This is a genomic window from Nocardiopsis alba DSM 43377 (genome assembly GCF_000341225.1).
Taxonomy (GTDB): Bacteria; Actinomycetota; Actinomycetes; order Streptosporangiales; family Streptosporangiaceae; genus Nocardiopsis; species Nocardiopsis alba.
This window is the reverse complement of record NZ_ANAC01000015.1, coordinates 15348-31919: the sequence shown is the minus strand read 5'-3', so window position 1 is coordinate 31919 and position 16572 is coordinate 15348. Positions and strand designations below refer to the sequence as shown.

At 71.5% G+C, this 16572-nt stretch carries 15 protein-coding genes; 8 read left to right on the top strand and 7 right to left on the bottom strand.

Annotated elements, in window-relative coordinates:
• Positions 1-199: 199 nt before the first annotated feature.
• Positions 200-475, bottom strand: coding sequence for a DUF4235 domain-containing protein (locus tag D451_RS0117100; protein WP_014912301.1), 276 nt, complete (start codon positions 473-475; stop codon positions 200-202).
• Positions 476-681: 206 nt separating this feature from the next.
• Here D451_RS0117100 and valS point away from each other — a divergent pair, with 206 nt between their 5' ends.
• The 5 genes from valS to D451_RS0117075 all read left to right on the top strand — a co-directional run bounded on the left by valS (position 682) and on the right by D451_RS0117075 (position 6429).
• Positions 682-3270: a valine--tRNA ligase gene (gene valS / locus D451_RS0117095; protein WP_017535348.1), complete on the top strand. Its 2589-nt coding sequence runs from the start codon at positions 682-684 to the stop codon at positions 3268-3270.
• 180 nt (positions 3271-3450) lie between these two features.
• Positions 3451-3927, top strand: a complete 477-nt coding sequence (gene dut, locus D451_RS0117090; protein ID WP_026125138.1) for a dUTP diphosphatase — start codon at positions 3451-3453, stop codon at positions 3925-3927.
• A gap of 59 nt (positions 3928-3986) precedes the next feature.
• Positions 3987-4820, top strand: a complete 834-nt coding sequence (locus tag D451_RS0117085) for a DUF3710 domain-containing protein (protein WP_014910394.1) — start codon at positions 3987-3989, stop codon at positions 4818-4820.
• 62 nt (positions 4821-4882) lie between these two features.
• Positions 4883-5623, top strand: a complete 741-nt coding sequence (locus D451_RS0117080; RefSeq protein WP_026125137.1) for a PIG-L deacetylase family protein — start codon at positions 4883-4885, stop codon at positions 5621-5623.
• 89 nt (positions 5624-5712) lie between these two features.
• Positions 5713-6429 (top strand): alpha/beta hydrolase, encoded by a 717-nt coding sequence (locus tag D451_RS0117075; protein WP_017535346.1) that lies wholly within the window; start codon positions 5713-5715, stop codon positions 6427-6429.
• 39 nt (positions 6430-6468) lie between these two features.
• Here the strand turns inward: D451_RS0117075 and D451_RS0117070 are convergent, their stop codons facing one another.
• Entirely contained in the window at positions 6469-7581 is a 1113-nt protein-coding gene (locus D451_RS0117070; protein ID WP_017535345.1) for a serpin family protein, read from the bottom strand.
• A gap of 262 nt (positions 7582-7843) precedes the next feature.
• On the opposite strand from D451_RS0117070, the gene D451_RS0117065 reads away from it, so the two are divergent.
• On the top strand, positions 7844-8608 hold the full coding sequence (locus D451_RS0117065; protein ID WP_017535344.1) for a DUF3159 domain-containing protein: 765 nt from the start codon (positions 7844-7846) through the stop codon (positions 8606-8608).
• A 7-nt stretch (positions 8609-8615) separates the two neighbouring features.
• Here D451_RS0117065 and D451_RS0117060 read toward each other — a convergent pair whose 3' ends face one another.
• Together D451_RS0117060 and D451_RS0117055 are read right to left on the bottom strand one after the other, a co-directional pair.
• A complete protein-coding gene (locus D451_RS0117060; protein WP_014912048.1) occupies positions 8616-9308 on the bottom strand; it encodes a potassium channel family protein in 693 nt (230 codons plus the stop codon).
• 1 nt (position 9309) lies between these two features.
• Positions 9310-9996, bottom strand: a complete 687-nt coding sequence (locus tag D451_RS0117055) for a potassium channel family protein (protein WP_017535342.1) — start codon at positions 9994-9996, stop codon at positions 9310-9312.
• Positions 9997-10216: 220 nt separating this feature from the next.
• On the opposite strand from D451_RS0117055, the gene D451_RS0117050 reads away from it, so the two are divergent.
• On the top strand, positions 10217-11524 hold the full coding sequence (locus D451_RS0117050; protein ID WP_017535341.1) for a class I SAM-dependent RNA methyltransferase: 1308 nt from the start codon (positions 10217-10219) through the stop codon (positions 11522-11524).
• A gap of 82 nt (positions 11525-11606) precedes the next feature.
• On the opposite strand, the gene D451_RS0117045 is transcribed toward D451_RS0117050, so the two are convergent.
• A complete protein-coding gene (locus tag D451_RS0117045) occupies positions 11607-13973 on the bottom strand; it encodes a M64 family metallopeptidase (protein ID WP_017535340.1) in 2367 nt (788 codons plus the stop codon).
• A 150-nt stretch (positions 13974-14123) separates the two neighbouring features.
• On the opposite strand from D451_RS0117045, the gene D451_RS0117040 reads away from it, so the two are divergent.
• Positions 14124-14504 (top strand): DUF427 domain-containing protein, encoded by a 381-nt coding sequence (locus D451_RS0117040; protein WP_017535339.1) that lies wholly within the window; start codon positions 14124-14126, stop codon positions 14502-14504.
• A 53-nt stretch (positions 14505-14557) separates the two neighbouring features.
• Here the strand turns inward: D451_RS0117040 and D451_RS0117035 are convergent, their stop codons facing one another.
• Positions 14558-15505 carry a DMT family transporter gene (locus tag D451_RS0117035; RefSeq protein ID WP_017535338.1) on the bottom strand — a complete coding sequence of 316 codons (948 nt, stop codon included), beginning with the start codon at positions 15503-15505 and terminating at the stop codon, positions 14558-14560.
• Positions 15506-15748: 243 nt separating this feature from the next.
• On the bottom strand, positions 15749-16504 hold the full coding sequence (locus D451_RS0117030; RefSeq protein ID WP_017535337.1) for a DUF1326 domain-containing protein: 756 nt from the start codon (positions 16502-16504) through the stop codon (positions 15749-15751).
• Positions 16505-16572: the final 68 nt, after the last annotated feature.

Below are 16572 nucleotides of genomic sequence, written 5' to 3'. Positions count from 1 at the left end.
CTTCCGAGGGCCCGCCGTTCGAGGATCCGCCCTCGGCCGCACGATGAGGACGTCACCACCGTTCACGGGGGCTCGCACGGTGGTGGCGTAGGGACCCGCGGGCGGTGGACGGCCGACCCCACACCGGGAGGACCCCGGTGGGGTGAGCCGTCCACCGCCACCCGTTCGCGCCGGGAGGGTCACGAGGGAGCGTTCAGGCTCACGAGCCGCTCTCCTGGGAACCGCCCCCGGTCAACTGCTTGCGGGCGGCGCGTACGGCCAGCACGCGGGCCACCTCGACCCCGACACCGGCGACCACGGCCCAGCTCAGGGCGCGCCCCAGGCTCACCTCGGGCGATTCCAGGTCCGTCGGGGGCTCTTCACCGGTCGCGCGGGTCCAGGCGAAGGTCAGCGCCTTGCGCGTGACGAACTCCGCCGCGAAGCCCGCGACGAGTCCGAGGACGACCGGTCCGACCTCACCGTCCTTCTTAGCCATGTGAATCGTTCACCGTTCCCTTGTGCGTACGATGGTGCGTGCCGATACGCACCGTCTGCGTGAGGAATACTGTCACGCCGGGCCGGTCCCGCGCAGCGCCCGCGCGGCCGGGTGTCCCCGCCGAAGGCGGCGACCACCTCCCGACCCCGGTCACGGTGCCGGAAAGCGGGAGCGACCATGGCTCCGAGAGCACTAACATTGCCCTCATGGCCAACCGCTCTCATTCCTTCCGCATGCCCGACAAGCCTTCGCTGGACGGTATCGAGGCGAAGTGGGTGGACGTATGGGATGAGTCCGGCGTCTACCACTTCGACCGCACCCGCGGCCGCGAGGACGTCTACTCGATCGACACCCCGCCGCCCACCGTCTCCGGCTCGCTGCACATCGGGCACGTGTTCTCCTACACGCACACCGACACCGTCGCGCGCTTCCAGCGCATGAACGGCAAGGCCGTCTTCTACCCGATGGGGTGGGACGACAACGGTCTGCCCACCGAACGCCGCGTCCAGAACTACTACGGCGTGCGCTGCGACCCGTCGATCCCCTACGACCCGGACTTCCGCCCGCCGGAGAAGCCCGACGCCAAGCGACAGATCCCCATCTCCCGTCGCAACTTCATCGAGCTGTGCGACGAGCTCACCGTCGAGGACGAGAAGGTCTTCGAGGGCATCTGGCGCAGGCTCGGCCTGAGCGTCGACTGGCGGCACACCTACGCCACCATCGACGACAACTCCCGGGCGGCCGCCCAGCGCGCCTTCCTGCGCAACCTGGCCCGCGGCGAGGCCTACATGGCCGAGGCCCCCACCCTGTGGGACGTCACCTTCCGCACCGCCGTCGCCCAGGCCGAGCTGGAGGACCGCGAGCGTCCCAGCGCCTACCACGAGATCGCCTTCCACAAGCCCGACGGCACCCCGGTCCACATCGAGACCACCCGCCCCGAGCTGCTCGCGGCCTGTGTCGCCCTGGTCGCCCACCCCGACGACGAGCGCTACCGGGACCTGTTCGGCACCACCGTGACCACCCCGGTCTTCGGCGTCGAGGTCCCCGTCAAGGCGCACCGGCTCGCCGACCCCGAGAAGGGGTCCGGCATCGCCATGATCTGCACCTTCGGTGACACCACCGACGTCACCTGGTGGCGCGAGCTCCAGCTGGAGACCCGCCCCATCATCGGCTGGGACGGTCGGATCATCGCCGACCCGCCCAAGGGCATCGACTCCGAGGCCGGCCGCGAGGCCTACGCCACGCTGGTCGGCGCCACGGTCCACACCGCGCGCGAGCGCACCGTCGGGCTGCTGCGAGAGAGCGGTGACCTGGTCGGCGACCCCAAGCCCATCACCCACCCGGTGAAGTTCTACGAGAAGGGCGACAAGCCCCTCGAGATCGTCACCACCCGCCAGTGGTACATCCGCAACGGCGGCCGGGACGAGGACATCCGGGCTCAGCTCCTCCAGCGCGGCCGTGAGCTCACCTGGTACCCCGAGCACATGCGTCAGCGCTACGAGAACTGGGTCGAGGGCCTCAACGGAGACTGGCTGATCAGCCGCCAGCGCTTCTTCGGCGTCCCCTTCCCGGTCTGGTATCCGCTGGACGCCGACGGCAACCCGCGCTACGACGAGCCGCTGTTGCCCACCGAGGCCCAGCTGCCCATCGACCCCAGCTCCCAGGTCCCGGAGGGCTACACCGAGGACCAGCGCGGTCGCGCGAACGGCTTCATGGGCGACCCCGACGTCATGGACACCTGGGCGACCTCCTCGCTGTCCCCGCAGATCGCCTCCGGCTGGGAACGCGACCAGGACCTGTTCGAGCGGGTCTTCCCGATGGACTTCCGCCCCCAGGGCCAGGACATCATCCGCACCTGGCTGTTCTCCACCGTGGTCCGCGCCCACTTCGAGAACGGCACCCTGCCTTGGAGCACCACCGGCATCTCCGGATGGATCCTGGACCCGGACCGCAAGAAGATGTCCAAGTCCAAGGGCAACGTCGTCACCCCGGTCGCCCTGCTGGAGAAGTACAGCTCCGACGCGGTCCGGTACTGGGCGGCCAGCGGCCGTCTGGGCACCGACACCGCCATGGACGAGGGGCAGATGAAGATCGGCCGCCGGCTGTCCATCAAGATCCTCAACGCCAGCAAGTTCGTCATGTCCGTGGCCGGTGAGAACGCCGACACCGACGCCTCCCTGGTGACCGAGCCCCTGGACCGGGCCATGCTGGCCGCCTTGGCCGACGTGGTCGAGGAGGCCACGGCCGCGTTCGTCGCCTACGACCACACCCGGGCCCTGGAGCGCACCGAGCGCTTCTTCTGGGACTTCTGCGACGACTACCTGGAGCTGGTCAAGGCCCGCGCCTACGACACCGAGTCCGCCGAGGGCGCCTCGGCCCGCGCCGCCCTGCTCATCGCCCTGGGCGCGCTGCACAAGCTGTTCGCCCCCTTCCTGCCCTTCGTCACCGAAGAGGTCTGGAGCTGGTGGCAGGACGGCTCGGTGCACGCCGGCCCCTGGCCGTCCGCGGCCGAGTACCGCGCGGTCGCGGCCGACGGCGACCCGGCCGTCCTGGCCGCCACCGCCGAGGTCCTGCGCGCCGTGCGCAAGGCCAAGTCCGAGGCCAAGCTGTCCATGCGCGCCGAGGTCGAGCACGTCGTGGTCTCCGGCAAGCGGGCCGAGTCGGCCCGCGCCGCGGCCGGTGACATCGCCGCGGCCGGTCGCGCCGCCGGGATCGACTTCCGGGCCACCGACGAGGGCGAGCTCTCCGTCGAGGTGACCCTGCCCCCCGCCGAGGAGGACGGGGCCGCCGGGTAACGGGCGAAACGAACGCACCACGTCGGGCGGGGCGGTTCCGGACCACATCGGTCCGGAGCCGCCCCGCCCTCGTCGGTACGGGATCGTTCATCGGTCCGTCGCCCACATGACCTCCGCGAGGAGTCGTTACGGCACGCTGGACACCCGGGCAGCGTTCCGGGAGCGATAGGCTCGGCGAATGTGAGTACCTCATCCCTGGAAGGCACCCGCGTGTCGATCACGGTCCGTCGCCTGGACCCCGGCCTCCCGCTGCCCGCCTACGCCCACCCGGGCGACGCGGGAGCGGACCTGTACACCGCCGTCGACGTCGTCCTCGAACCGGGGGAGCGGGAGACCGTCCCCACCGGACTGGCGATCGCCCTGCCCGAGGGGTACGCGGCCTTCGTGCACCCCCGTTCGGGTCTGGCCGCGCGCAGCGGTCTGACGATCGTCAACGCCCCCGGCACCGTCGACGCCGGATACCGGGGCGAGATCAGGGTGACCCTGCTCAACACCGACCCCCGCACCCCCGTGGAGCTGTCGCGCGGTGACCGGATCGCCCAGCTGGTGATCCAGCGTGTGGAGCGGGCCGAGTTCGTCGAGGCCGACACCTTGCCGGACTCGGCGCGGGGATCGGGCGGTTTCGGTTCGACCGGGGGCCACGCCGCGCTGCGGTGACCGTCCCCCGACACCCCGGTGTGATCCCGGGACCCATGAAGAAGCGGAGAGGTGAAGGCGTGTTTGGACGCCGCCGTAAGAAGCGGGACGAAGAGACCGAGAGAGCCGGGCGGGAGCAGTCCGGTTCCAAGGAGCGCCATGGCGCCGCCGGGGCCGTCTCGTTCGACAACGAGGTGGAACCGGAGCGTCCTTCGGGTCAGCCCGTCAAGGACGAGGACCGGTACCGTCCCACCGGTCCCTGGGACTCGACCGAGGACGCTCCCGACATCAAGCGGATGGACCTGGGCAGCATGCTGCTGCCGATGGAACAGGGCACCGAGATCCAGGTGAACGTCGCCCAGGACGGCCAGGGCAAGCAGAAGATCATCGGCGTGACCCTGGTGCGCGGCAAGACCGCCCTCCAGGTCCAGCCCTTCGCCGCGCCCAAGTCCTCCGGCCTGTGGGGCGAGATGCGCGAGGAACTGCGTACTCAGGTCACCGGTCAGGGCGGACGCGTCGAGGACCACGACGGCACCTTCGGCCCCGAACTCCAGGCGGTCATCCCCATCAAGGGGAAGAAGACCGAGGACGGTCGACAGCTCGGACAGCGGGTGCGCTTCATCGGCGTGGACGGCCCTCGTTGGGTGCTGCGCGGCGTCATCCGGGGCGAGGGCGCCACCAAGCCCGAGATGATGTCGGAGGTGGAGCGGATCTTCGCCGGCATCGTGGTGGTGCGCGGCGACCAGCCGGTGCCCCCCAACGAGCTGCTGCCCATCACCGTGCCCAAGCAGGTCCAGGAACAGATGGCGGCCGCGGCCAAGCAGCGGGCCGCACAGCAGGCGGCCCAGCGTGGCAACGCGGGGAGTTCGCCCAACGGTTCCGGCCCGGACACCGGTGGGGCCACACCCGTCTGACCGAGGAGAACGCCCCTGTGGACAACGTGCCCGGGGGCGCTCCGTTCCGTAATGTGTCCTGCATGGCACAGATGAGAGAGAACGGCGCCCCCGGACGGCTCCCGGAGGACTGGGACCGTCTCCTGGCGGTGGTGGCCCACCCCGACGACCTGGAGTTCGGTGCCTCCTCGGCGATCCACCGGTGGACCTCGCAGGGCAAGCAGGTGGTCGAACTCCTGGTGACCAAGGGCGAGGCCGGGATCGACACGATGGATCCCCGCTCCTGCGCGCCGGTGCGCATGGCCGAACAGCGGGCCTCGGCCGCGGCAGTCGGGGCGACGGAGGTGGAGTTCCTGGACTTCCCCGACGGCATGCTGGAGTACGGGCTGCCGCTGCGCAGAGCCCTGGCGGAGGCGATCAGACGGTACCGGCCCGAGGCGATCGTCTCGATCAACTTCCGTGAGCACTTCGACGGCGGGGGCGGCTTCAACCACGCCGACCACCGGGTCCTGGGACCGGCCCTACTGGACGCGGTCCGCGACGCGGCCAACCGGTGGGTCTTCCCCGAACAGCTCGTGGACGGCACCGAGCCCTGGTCGGGTGTGCGTCTGGTGGCCTTCGGGGCGGCGCCGGACCCCACCCACTTCGTCGAGTTGAGCGAGGACGACCTGGCCGCGGGCATCGCCTCCCTGGACGCGCACGAGGTGTACCTGGCGGCGTTGGAGGGGTTCGATCAGCGGACCTTCCTGCGCGAGGCGGCGGTTCTGGCCGGTGAACGGGCCGGGGTCCCGCTGGCCACCTCGTTCGAGGTCTTCGAGGTCTGACGGATACACGGAAGGGATATGAGGGGACGATGAGCGAAGGTGGAGGGGCGCGGTCACGTGGGCCCCGGCCCCTCGTATGGGCGGCTGCGGTGCTGTTCGTCCTGGTGGCGACGGGGGTCTTCCTCTTCCTGGCCTGGGCGCTCGATCCGCACCGGGCCGAACCCGGGCCCCTCGAACGGGCCACGGCCCTGCCGAACGTCGACGTGACCCGGGGCGAGGAGGCGGTGACGATCGCCCCTGCGGGCGACCCCTCGGGGGTCGGGGTGGTCTTCTACCCGGGCGCCCGGGTGGAGGCCGACGCCTACGTGGCCTCCTGGGCCCCGGTGGTGGAGGCCACCGGGGTGACGGTGATCGTGCCCGATCTGAGACTCAACCTGGCCCTGCTCGACCGGGCCCGGGCCGAGAGCGTGGTGGGTCTGGCCCCCGACGTGGAGACCTGGTATCTGGGCGGGCACTCGATGGGAGGGGCCTTCGCCGCCCGCCATCTGGCCGAGGACACCGACGTCGACTGGGCCGGACTGGTGCTGTGGGCCTCCTACGCGACGGAGTCCGCGGAGCTGTCCGACCGCGACGACCTGAGGGTGCTCTCCGTCGCCGGCGGACGGGACGGGCTCCTGTCCCCCGACGAGGTCGAGGGGCACCGGCCCGCCCTGCCGGACTCGGCCGTCACGACGACCGTGGAGGGCATGAACCACGCCCAGTTCGGCGCCTACGGCGACCAGCCGGGGGACGGTCGGCCGGCGATCACCGACGAGGAGGCCAGAACGACCCTGGCCTCGACGACGGCGGACTTCCTCGCCCCCTGAGCCGGGCGGAGAGGAGCGACGGGGGAGGGGCGGGACGGTTCAGGAGGCGGGGCCGGGATCGACCGGATCGACCACCCTTCCGGTGAACAGGACGGCCTCGCCTCGGCGCAGGGCGAAACCGAACGGCCGATCCACCACGAACCGCTTCGCCTTGGTCGGCAGCGCCGCCGTCAACATCACGGCCGCGGTGGCGGCCGCACCCTCGGCGCCCCGCTCGTCCACGCGAAGGACCGACTGGTGGACGATGGCGTCCACCTTGAGTCGCGCGTCGGCGATCCCGGAGAAGTCGGCCTCGTCGGTGGCCAGGGTCCGCACCCCGATCGAGTCGTCGGCCAACGGTTCGAGCAGGGACAGGTCGCTTTCGACCGCGAACCTGGGCAGGGCCAGGTCGACCCGCTCCGGGCGCAGGGCCTCGTACAACGCGCGCGACGTGCGGTGGTCCGGCGGGGTATCGCCCTCGCCGAGGAACACGTCCAGGGCGAGGTCGTACTCGCCCGCCAGGCTCACCATCCGCCATCCGTCCCGCTCGGCGTAGGGCATACGACCGGAACGGTGCATGGTGGGGACCTTGCGCGCCCCTCGTGGGGTGTGGAATCGACGCTGCCCGGTCAGCCCCACCTCGAAGGGGTCACGCCAGACCATCTTCACCCACAGGGCGTTGACCAGCATCATCCGAACGTCGGGGTGGACGGTGCCCGGTGCGAGGAGCTCGTCGATGATCCCTCGGGTGACCTCCGAGACCCGCCCGTTGATCGACCGGCGGACCTCCTCCGAGGCGCCGCGGAAGTCGACCCGTTCCACCTCCGCGCCCGCCCGGGCCCGGACGGCCTTCTCGAACCCGGGGTACGGTCGCAGGTCGTCGGGCACGTACAGACCGTTGAGCACGGCCAGGTCCAGGCCGTCGGCCGACTCGACGGCCGCGTCCAGGGCCGCCAGGTGGGCGGAGGGGTCGCCTCCGACCGGGGCGAGCAGGGCCGCCAGCTCCTCACGGGTCCGTCCGGCGGCCCCCTCGGCCAGAAGGGCCAGGACCGAGCCGACCGAGTACGGCGACCAGACGTGGGAACGGTCCTTCGCCGACAACAGGCGTTCCAGGGCCGAGGCGAAACGGGCGTGGTCCTCGTTGGGCGGTCGGTCTCCTCCGGTGGCGCTCAAGCGGTCCTCCTCGTCGAAGCGGGTGGGCCGCCAGGGTACGGAAGGGGACCGGTCGACGCCAGGGATCGGGCGTCGCCGACGACGGTGTCGAGGACGTGAGAAGCCGCACGCGACAAGGCGGGGCGAAAGCGGACGAGTACGTCCGGCAGCCGGTTCTCGGAGGCCGGAAGGGGGGATCGGCCTGTGACGGTTGGCATAGGGTGGTGCATCATGACCGGCGGCCGTCGGACCCCATACAGCGAGACCGGAGCGGGAGCGGGATGTGACTGAGCAGCAGAGGGCCTCGGGCGAGACGGACCGGGTCGATGATCGGGAACGGTCCACCGTCGTCACCGAGGGCACGGTCGAAGCGCTGGTCAGGGCCAAACTCGCCGAGGCGCTGGGCGGTAAGCGCGGCATGGTCGAGGCGGCCATCCCCACCCTGGCCTTCACGATCTCCTACATCGTCCTCTCCGAGCTGAAGCTGTCGATCATGCTCGGTGTGGGCGCGGCCCTGCTGCTGGGCGTGGTCCGGCTCCTCCAACGCTCCTCGGTGCAGTACGTCGTCACCAGCCTGTTCGGCATCGGCATCGCCGCGCTCTTCGCCATGCGCAGCGGCAACGCCTCCGACGCCTTCCTGCCCGGCATCATCTACAACGCCGTCTACGCGGTGGTGTTGAGCCTGTCGGTCCTGGTGCGCTGGCCCGCCATCGGCCTGATGATCGGCCCGTTCATCGGCAACAAGGAGGACTTCACCTCCTGGCGGGCCAACCCGGCCGTGGTCAAGCTGGCCTCCCGGCTCACCTGGCTGCTGGTCCTGCCCTGTGTGATCCGGGTCCTGGTGCAGTACCCGCTCTGGCTCGCCGACAGCAACGGCTGGTTCGACGCCTTCGCCCTGCTGGGCCTGTCCAAGGTGGCCATGGGCTGGCCGCTCCAGGTCGCCGCCTTCGCGGGCATGGTGTGGGTGCTGGCCAGGGGCCGTACCCCGCTGGCGGAGGAGAAGCGCGAAGAGACGGGGACCGTCGCCCGCGATCCCGAGACCGACTAGGGGAGACTCAGTCCAGGGAGGCCGGGTCCGACTCGTCGACCGGTCCCAGGACCTCCTCCAAAGTGCCCAACACGTCCGTCTCGGCCAGGAACACCATGGTGTCGCCCGCCGTCAACGTCCGCTCCGGGTCGGGCGGGCACACCCCTCCCGAACCCAGGATCGCCACCAGCGCCACACCCTCGGGCAGCGCGGCGATCAACTCGCCCTCCCGCCTGTCCACGAACGGGCTCCCCGCGTGCAGCACGGACTCGGCGATCTCCGCTCCGGGCAGCGGGGGAGGCATGCCCTCCTCGGCGTACTCCTCCTCGGGGATCCCCTCCACGAGGTCGGCGATCAGACGGGGCGGCGAGACCGCCAGATCCACGCCCCAGGAGTCGTCGAACAGCCACTCGTTGTCCGGGTCGTTGATACGGGCGATCACCCGTTCCACCCCGAACTCCTTCTTGGCCAGCAGCGAGACCACGAGGTTCACCTTGTCGTCGCTGCCGGCGGCGATCACCACGTCGAAGTCGCCCAGCCGGGCGTCCTCCAGGGTGGCCAGCTCGCAGGCGTCCGCCAGCAGCCACTCCACCTGAGGCAGGTCGTCGACCCCGATCGCCTTGGTGTCCCGATCGATCAACAGCACGTCGTGGCCGCTGCCCGCCAACTCCGTGGCGATCGAACGACCCACGCTTCCCGCGCCCGCGATGGCGATCCGCATCTCACCCACGCCCCGTCTCGTCCTCGCGCGGCCCCTCCAGCCGCTCGGCCAGATCGGCCATGTCCCGACCGTGCGCCACCGCGTGCAGAACATCGCCCTCGGCGAGCGGTTCCCCCGGAGCGGCCAGCACGATCCGTCCCCCACGGACCAGGTAGACGGGCCGCAACGGGACCCGCTCCTCCAGCTCGGCGACGGTCACACCGGACCACGCCTCGGTCAGCGGGAAGGCGCGCATGCTCAGACTGCCCGAGGCGTCCTGCCACTCGGGGGCCGTGTCCAGACGCCCGTCGCCCGGGATCATCCGACGCAGGATCGCGTCGGAGGTCCAGCTCACCGTCGCCACGGTCGGGATGCCCAGCCGCTGGTAGACCTCGGCCCGGCGGGGGTCGTAGATACGGGCCACCACGTTCTGGACCCCGAACGCCTCGCGCGCCACCCGCGCCGAGATGATGTTGGAGTTGTCGCCGTTGCTGACCGCGGCGAAGGCGGACGCCCGGTCCACCCCGGCCGAGAGCAGGACCTCGCGATCGTGGCCCACACCGCGAACGGCGTGTTTGGCCACCGAACCGCGCAGCCGGCGGAACGCGTCGGGATCCTGGTCGATCACCGCCACGCTGTGCCCCAGGTCCACGAGCGTGTGCGCCAGGGTGGAACCCACCCGGCCGCACCCCATGATCAAGATGTGCACGTCGTCAGCACTCCCCGTCCACCTCGGGGCGCACGGATCGTGTCCCGTGGCCCGCGTCTCCACCTTGGCACAGATCGATGTGACACGCGCGTCCGCCCCGGTGGCACGTCCGCGAGCAGTACGGGCGGCACGTGAAGGCCGGTAGATTGGGGGCGGTCGGTGGCTGTGCGCGCAGGGTCACCCGAAGGACCCGCCCACCCACCACCGAAGGACATCCACCATGATCACAGTCGGCACCGAGATCGAGATGAGCGTCGAGGACGTCGCCCACGGAGGATGGTGCGTGGGACGTCACGACTCCCAGGTCGTCTTCGTTCGACACGCGCTGCCCGGCGAGCGCGTCCGTGTACGGATCACCGAGCGGACCAGCCGTTTCCTCAGGGGCGAGGCCGTCGAGGTCCTCACCGCCTCTCCGGACCGGGTCGAGGCCCCCTGCGCCTTCGCGGGCCCCGGCATGTGCGGTGGCTGCGACTGGCAGCACGCCTCCCTGGAGGCTCAGCGCCGGCTCAAGGGCAAGGTCGTCGCCGACCAGCTGAGCCGGATCGCGGGCCTGGACCTCGACGTGGACGTCGAGGAGCTTCCCGGGACCCCCGACGGTCTGGGCTGGCGCACCCGGGTCCGCTTCTCCGTCGACTCCGAGGGCCGGGCCGGACTGCGCCGTCACCGCTCCCACGACATCGAGCCCATCGACCGGTGCCTGATCGCCCACCCCGGGGTCGACGAGCTGGGCGTGACCGAGGTCCACTGGGAGAACATCTCGGACGTGGAGGCGGTGGCCTCCGCCACCCGCGCCGACCGTGCCATCGTGGTCACCCCCACCACCGCCAAGCTCGGCGCGCTGCCCGACCTCAAGGCCTCCAGCGCGGTGCTGCGCCGCTTCAAGGGCGGCCGTGTGCAGTCGGTGCGCGGCCGCAAGGGCGTGCGCGAGGACGTGGCCGGACGCGAGTACCGGGTCGGCGCGGGCGGCTTCTGGCAGGTCCACCCGGCCGCGGCCGAGACCCTCTCCGCCGCCGTCCTGGACGCTCTGGAGCCGGAGGCCGGCGAGACCGCCCTGGACCTGTACTGCGGCGCCGGCCTGTTCACCGGTGCCCTCGCCGAGGCGGTCGGCGCCGAAGGCCGGGTCATGGGTGTGGAGAACGGCGAGACCGCGGTCCGGGACGCCACCTACAACCTCAAGGACCTGGAGCAGGTGCGCATCGAACGCGCCGACGTGGCCAAGCAGATGCGCGAGTGGGCCGACGTGCGCGCCGACGTGGTGGCCCTGGACCCGCCGCGCGCGGGCGCCGGCGCCGAGGTGGTGCGCAAGGTCGCGGGGATGAAGCCGCGCCGCATCGCCTACGTCTCCTGTGACCCGGCCACGCTCGCCCGTGACATCGCCGCGTTCGACCGCTCCGGATACCGGTTGGTCGGGTTGCGCGCCTTCGACGCCTTCCCGATGACCCACCACGTGGAGTGCCTGGCGGTGCTGGAGCCGGTCAAGCTCGCCCGCCGTCACCGCGAGCGCCTCGACGAGGGCGAGCAGGACTAGAGACGAAGAGACACGGACGCCCGGGACCGATCGGTCCCGGGCGTCCGTGGTCCGTGCGCTGGGGAGCGCGCGGACGGGGAGGTCAAAGGCCGGAGCACTGTCCGGAGACGGAACCCTTGACCTCATTGGCCGCGCCGAAGTCGGTGGCCGAGCCGCTGTTGTTCGAGCAGGCGAGCGCGCCGTTCAGCCGGTTGCCGGCCAGGACGGGGCCGTACCCCTCCTCGGGGCCGGTCCAGGTCGAGGCGGGCGCCTGGGTGTTGCCGGTCAGGGACACCGAACCCGCCAGGGTGGAGCCCAGGATCGTCACTTCCGACGTGGTGTCGGCGATCGACACCGAGCCGCGCACCTCGGCACCGAAGAGCCGGACGGTGTGCGCCCCGGCGGCGTCGATCCCGCCGCGCACCGAACCGCCGTCCACCAGGAGCGAGGCGCCCTCGGCGACGGTGATCCCGCCCCGCACGTCGGCCCCGTCGAGGCAGACGACGCCCTCGTCCACCCTCAGACCGCCGGTGATCGTCCCGGTGGCGGTCTCGGCGCACTCCAGGTCGTCGCCGGGAACGACCGTGGCCCGGAAGGACTCGGGGGCGCCGATGTTGCCGGCGGCGTCGATCGCCCGGTGCTCCACGGTGTGGGTACCCCAGCCGGGCTCGTGGCCGTCGACCTCGAACACGGCCATGGACAGGCCACCGGTGCCGAGACTGCCGTAGACCAGGTCGTCGACCTCGGTCCCGTCCGGGGTGAACCGGAACGGGGCCTCGGAGTCCTCGGGCCAGCCGTAGTAGTGGTGCCAGCCGTCCCCGTCGACCCGGAACTCTCCGACGACGTGTCCGTCCCGGTCGTCCTCGGGCGACAGCTTCATGGAGAACCCGTTGAGGAACAGGTGGTGCTCCCCGTCCACCGCGGTGGCCGCGGCCTCGGACAGTTCGCGCGGGGCGGTCGGGGCGGTGGCGTCCACGGCCCAGGTGAGGCTCTCCGACGCCTCGTCCTTCCCGGTGGGGTCGGTGACCGTCGCCGTCAGCGTGTGGTCGCCCGAGGCAAGGTCGAACGCTCCCAGGTCGAGGGTGCGGTCGTCGGTCGAGGTGGACACGGGGGAACCGTCCAGCTCCCAGGCCACGTCCAGGATCCGGTCGGTGGGGCGGGCGGTCTCGACGTAGACGACCTCGTCGCCGCCGACGGCGCGCTCGGTGTCCCGGAACCTCTCGAAGCCCACCTCGGTCTCGACCGGCTCCAGCGGTGCGCCGACGGTCCAGGTGAGCGTCCGCGTCATGGCATCGGACGCACGGATGAGCGGATCGCGGACGAAGTCGGTGGGGTCGGTGACCGTCACGCTCACCTCGTCGCCGGCGGACACGTCCAGGGCCGACAGGTCCAGGGCACGGGCGCCCTCGGCGTCGGGGAGTTCCTCTCCGCCGACCGACCACGTGTACGCCAGTTCGTGGCGGACGGGGTGCGGTCCCTCGGCCCAGACGACGTTCTCCGGGCCCACCTCGCCCTCGGGGATGGAGGCCACCGGCAGGGTCGCCTGGTCGCGCAGGCCCGAGATCCGGTGGGTCATCACCTCACGGCCGACCTGGTCGAAGTAGTACCCGAGGGTCTTGAGCATGGAGTGGTCGCTGGGGCGCCAGATCCCCTCGGAGTGGTAGAGGCCGCCCTCGTGGCCGTCGGGGTCGGCCGCGGCGATCGTGCCGCCGGACTCGCTCTCCTCGCCCAGCCAGCGCCACCACTTGGCCTCCTGGGCGAGCATCTCCTCGGAGGTCATCAGCGTGTGGTGCGCCGAGTCGGGTTCGCCACCGTCGTAGCGGCCCAGGCTGGTGTCGCGGAAGTAGTAGGGGTACTCGTCCTGGAGCCGTCCCAGCGAGTGCGCCAGCTCGTGCGGGCTGATCAGCGCGGACAGGGCGTTGTCGGAGGAGGCGGTCGCCAGGCGTCCACCGGCCCCGCCGTAGGTCTCGCTGTTGGCCAGGGCCAGGATCTGCCGGTTGTCCTCGGTCACCCCGGGGACCAGGTCGGCGGCGGCGTTCGCGGACGCGGCGTCCACGGTGAGCAGCCGCTCCAGGGCGGACTCGTCGCAGCCGTTGAAGAAGCCCATCCCCAACGCGGTGTCGCGCCGCTCCCACCCATGGACGGGGTCGCAGTCGACGCCGGACTCGGCGGAGGGCGTCTCCACCACGTAGACGTTGAAGTAGTGGCGGTAGGAGCGGAAGGGTTCGATGCTCCCCTGGACGTTGAGGTGCCGTTCCACCTGCTCGTGGAAGTCCGGCATCTCCTCCGTGGTGTAGCCGTCGCCCAGCAGGACGAGGTTGAACCGTTCGGAGGGGTCGCCGGTGACCTGGACCGGGACGACCTCGGCGCCGTCGAGGGTCGTGGCCTCGGCGGTCCGTTCGAAAGGCAGGAGGACGGCCGATGTGGCCATGAGTGAGAGGGCGGCCAAGGCCGCCGCGGTACCGCGCAAGGGAGGGGTCCTTCGATTCGGGGGAACTGCCTCGGAAGCGTACTGACCTTCGTGTCGTGGGTTCCAGAGGCGGGACCATAAGCGTTTCGATAACCCCGCAGGTCCTACAGTGGGGCCACGACCTGGGAGACCGACGAGGGAGCGTGGATCATGGCCGAGCACGGCGGGTTCTCGAACGAGGACCACCCGATCACCGTCGAACCCACCGGGCGCCCGGTGCGGGTGGAGGTGGACGGCCGGCGGATCGCCGAGACCACCCTGGCGTCGACCCTGCGCGAGGCCGGATATCCGCCCGTCCACTACGTTCCGCTCGCCGACGTGGACCCGGCCCTGCTACGCCGGAGCGAGACCACCACCTACTGCCCCTTCAAGGGCACCGCCTCCTACTACGACCTGGTCCCGGAGGGCGGCGCCGTTCTCACCGACGCGGTGTGGGCCTACGAGGAGCCCTACCCCGGAGTCGCCGCCATCGCCGGCCTGGTCGCCTTCGACCCCGCCCGCGTCCGCACCGAGCCCGTCGGCGGGGCGTAGGGGAGGGGCCTCGGGACCTTCCGAGCGGAAGGGTCCCGAGGCCCCTCGGGCCGTCAGGGCGAGGGGCGCTTCGAGCGGGAGGGGGCCTTCAGGATCGCCAGGCCCAGGGCGAGGACGACCAGTCCGGACCAGGAGATCGGGGGCAGTCGTTCACCGACCAGCGCCACGCCCAGGACCGCGGCGACGGCGGGCTCGGCGAGGCTGAGCGTGGTCGCGGTGGTGGCGGAGGTACGGCGCAGTCCGTGGCCGAACAGCCGGTAGGCGAGGAAGACGGTGAACAGGGCCAGGTAGAGGGCGACGAGGGCGCCGTCGAGGGTGGCCAGCCAGGCGGCACCGGTGGCCGCGACCACGGGGAGGACGAGGAGGCCGCCGCCGGCGAACATCGTGCCCATCACCGCCCCGGAGGGGTGGCCGAGGCGGATCAGACGCTGGGCGATGATCGTGTAGAGGGCGTAGGAGAACCCGGCGACCAGGGCCAGGAGCACGCCCAGGGGGTGGACCGGTGCGGGGGTGCCGACGAGGTCGGGGCCCAGGACCAGGACCGCGCAGCCGAGCACGGCGGCGATCGTCGCGAGGGTCCAGCGCAGGTCGGGGCGGACCCGTTCCAGGACCCAGGCGGCCAGGCCCGCGAAGACCGGGGCGCAGCCCAGGGTGATCACGGTGCCGACCGCCACCCCCGCGTGGGCGACGGCGGGGTAGAAGGACAGCGGGTAGCCGGCGACCGCGATCGAGCCCAGGAGCAGGGCTCCCCGGGTGCGCCGGTCCGAGTGGCGGAGCAGGGCGGTGGAGCCGCGGCCGGTCAGGAACAGCAGGAGTCCGCCGAGGACGAGTCCGGCCGATCCGATGGCGGCGGCGTGGGCGTTCTCGGGGGCGAAGGAGGCCGCGGTCCCGGTGGTGCCCCACAGGACGGCCGCTCCGAGGATCGGCAGGGGACCGCCGACCCGGTGGTTCAAGGGACGCTTCGACCGCTGAGGGGTCGTGGACGAGGTGTGTTCCGGCACGTTCGTATCTTCCGTCTCGACGCCTGGGTGATCTGCGGGGCGGGCGCACGACGGACCGGCCGCTCGCCGTGACGGCGGGGCCTGGACAGAGGGGGTTCGGGCGCCCGGTCAGGCGCTCGGAGGCGGAAGGACCTTGTGCCGGTAGTGGTTCATGGGGCCACGGTAGCGCGGGGGCTTCGGTGGAGAGGACGGCGGGGTGGGCTCCCGGGCCCGCCGGTCGGGCGGCGGGCCCGGGAGCGACGATCAGCGGGGGCTCCAGTCGAAGGGGAAGTGTTTGCTGGAACCGCCTCGGTAGGGGCGGGAGAAGTCGAAACCGGTGGCGTGGTCGTCCTCGACCACGCCCCAGGTGGCGACCTGGCCCGGTCCGACCTCGGATCCGGGTGCGTTGATCAGCTGGACACGGCGGTCGGGGTCGGCGGTGGGGCCGGTGAGGGCCTTGGCCCCGACCTTCACACGGCCGGGGATCTCGGCCTCCCAGCGGGCCAGATCGTGCGCGGCGTGGAAGCGGACGGGCGCGTATTCGATGCCGCGCAGTTCACCGATGAGCGAGCCGAACCGTCCGGGCCACCCGCCCTCCTTTCCGGTGAAGAGGCGTTCCAGGGCGTGGCGCTGGTCGGGGTCCGCCGCGGAGTCGATGTAGAACATCAGCCTCATCATGGCCCCGGGGTCGCCGATCCACATGTTGCCCTCGAATTCGCCGACCGCGACGACGCCCAGCCCACCGAGGTCGGTGTTCCGGTAATGGCCCTCCTCGATGTGCCAGACGAGTGTGAACAGGCAGCTTCCGTGGGTGGGCGCCTGAGCGAAGGTGCAGGGGCAGGGGAGTCCGCAGCTACAGACGTCGAACCAGTCTCCTCGCAGGTGCCAGTCCGGTGTCGTCGGGTCCTCGGCGGTCGTGGTCGTTCCGGTGCCGGCGATCCGTGCCTCGATGCCCTCCACGAGTCCGTGTCCGTGGCCGTCGGTTCCGGTGGTCGTGGTCCTGCCGTCGATGCCGCACATGATGCGTCTCCTTCGAGCCTTGTCAGATACCCCCAAGGGGTATATGAAGATCGTGGCATACCCCCCGG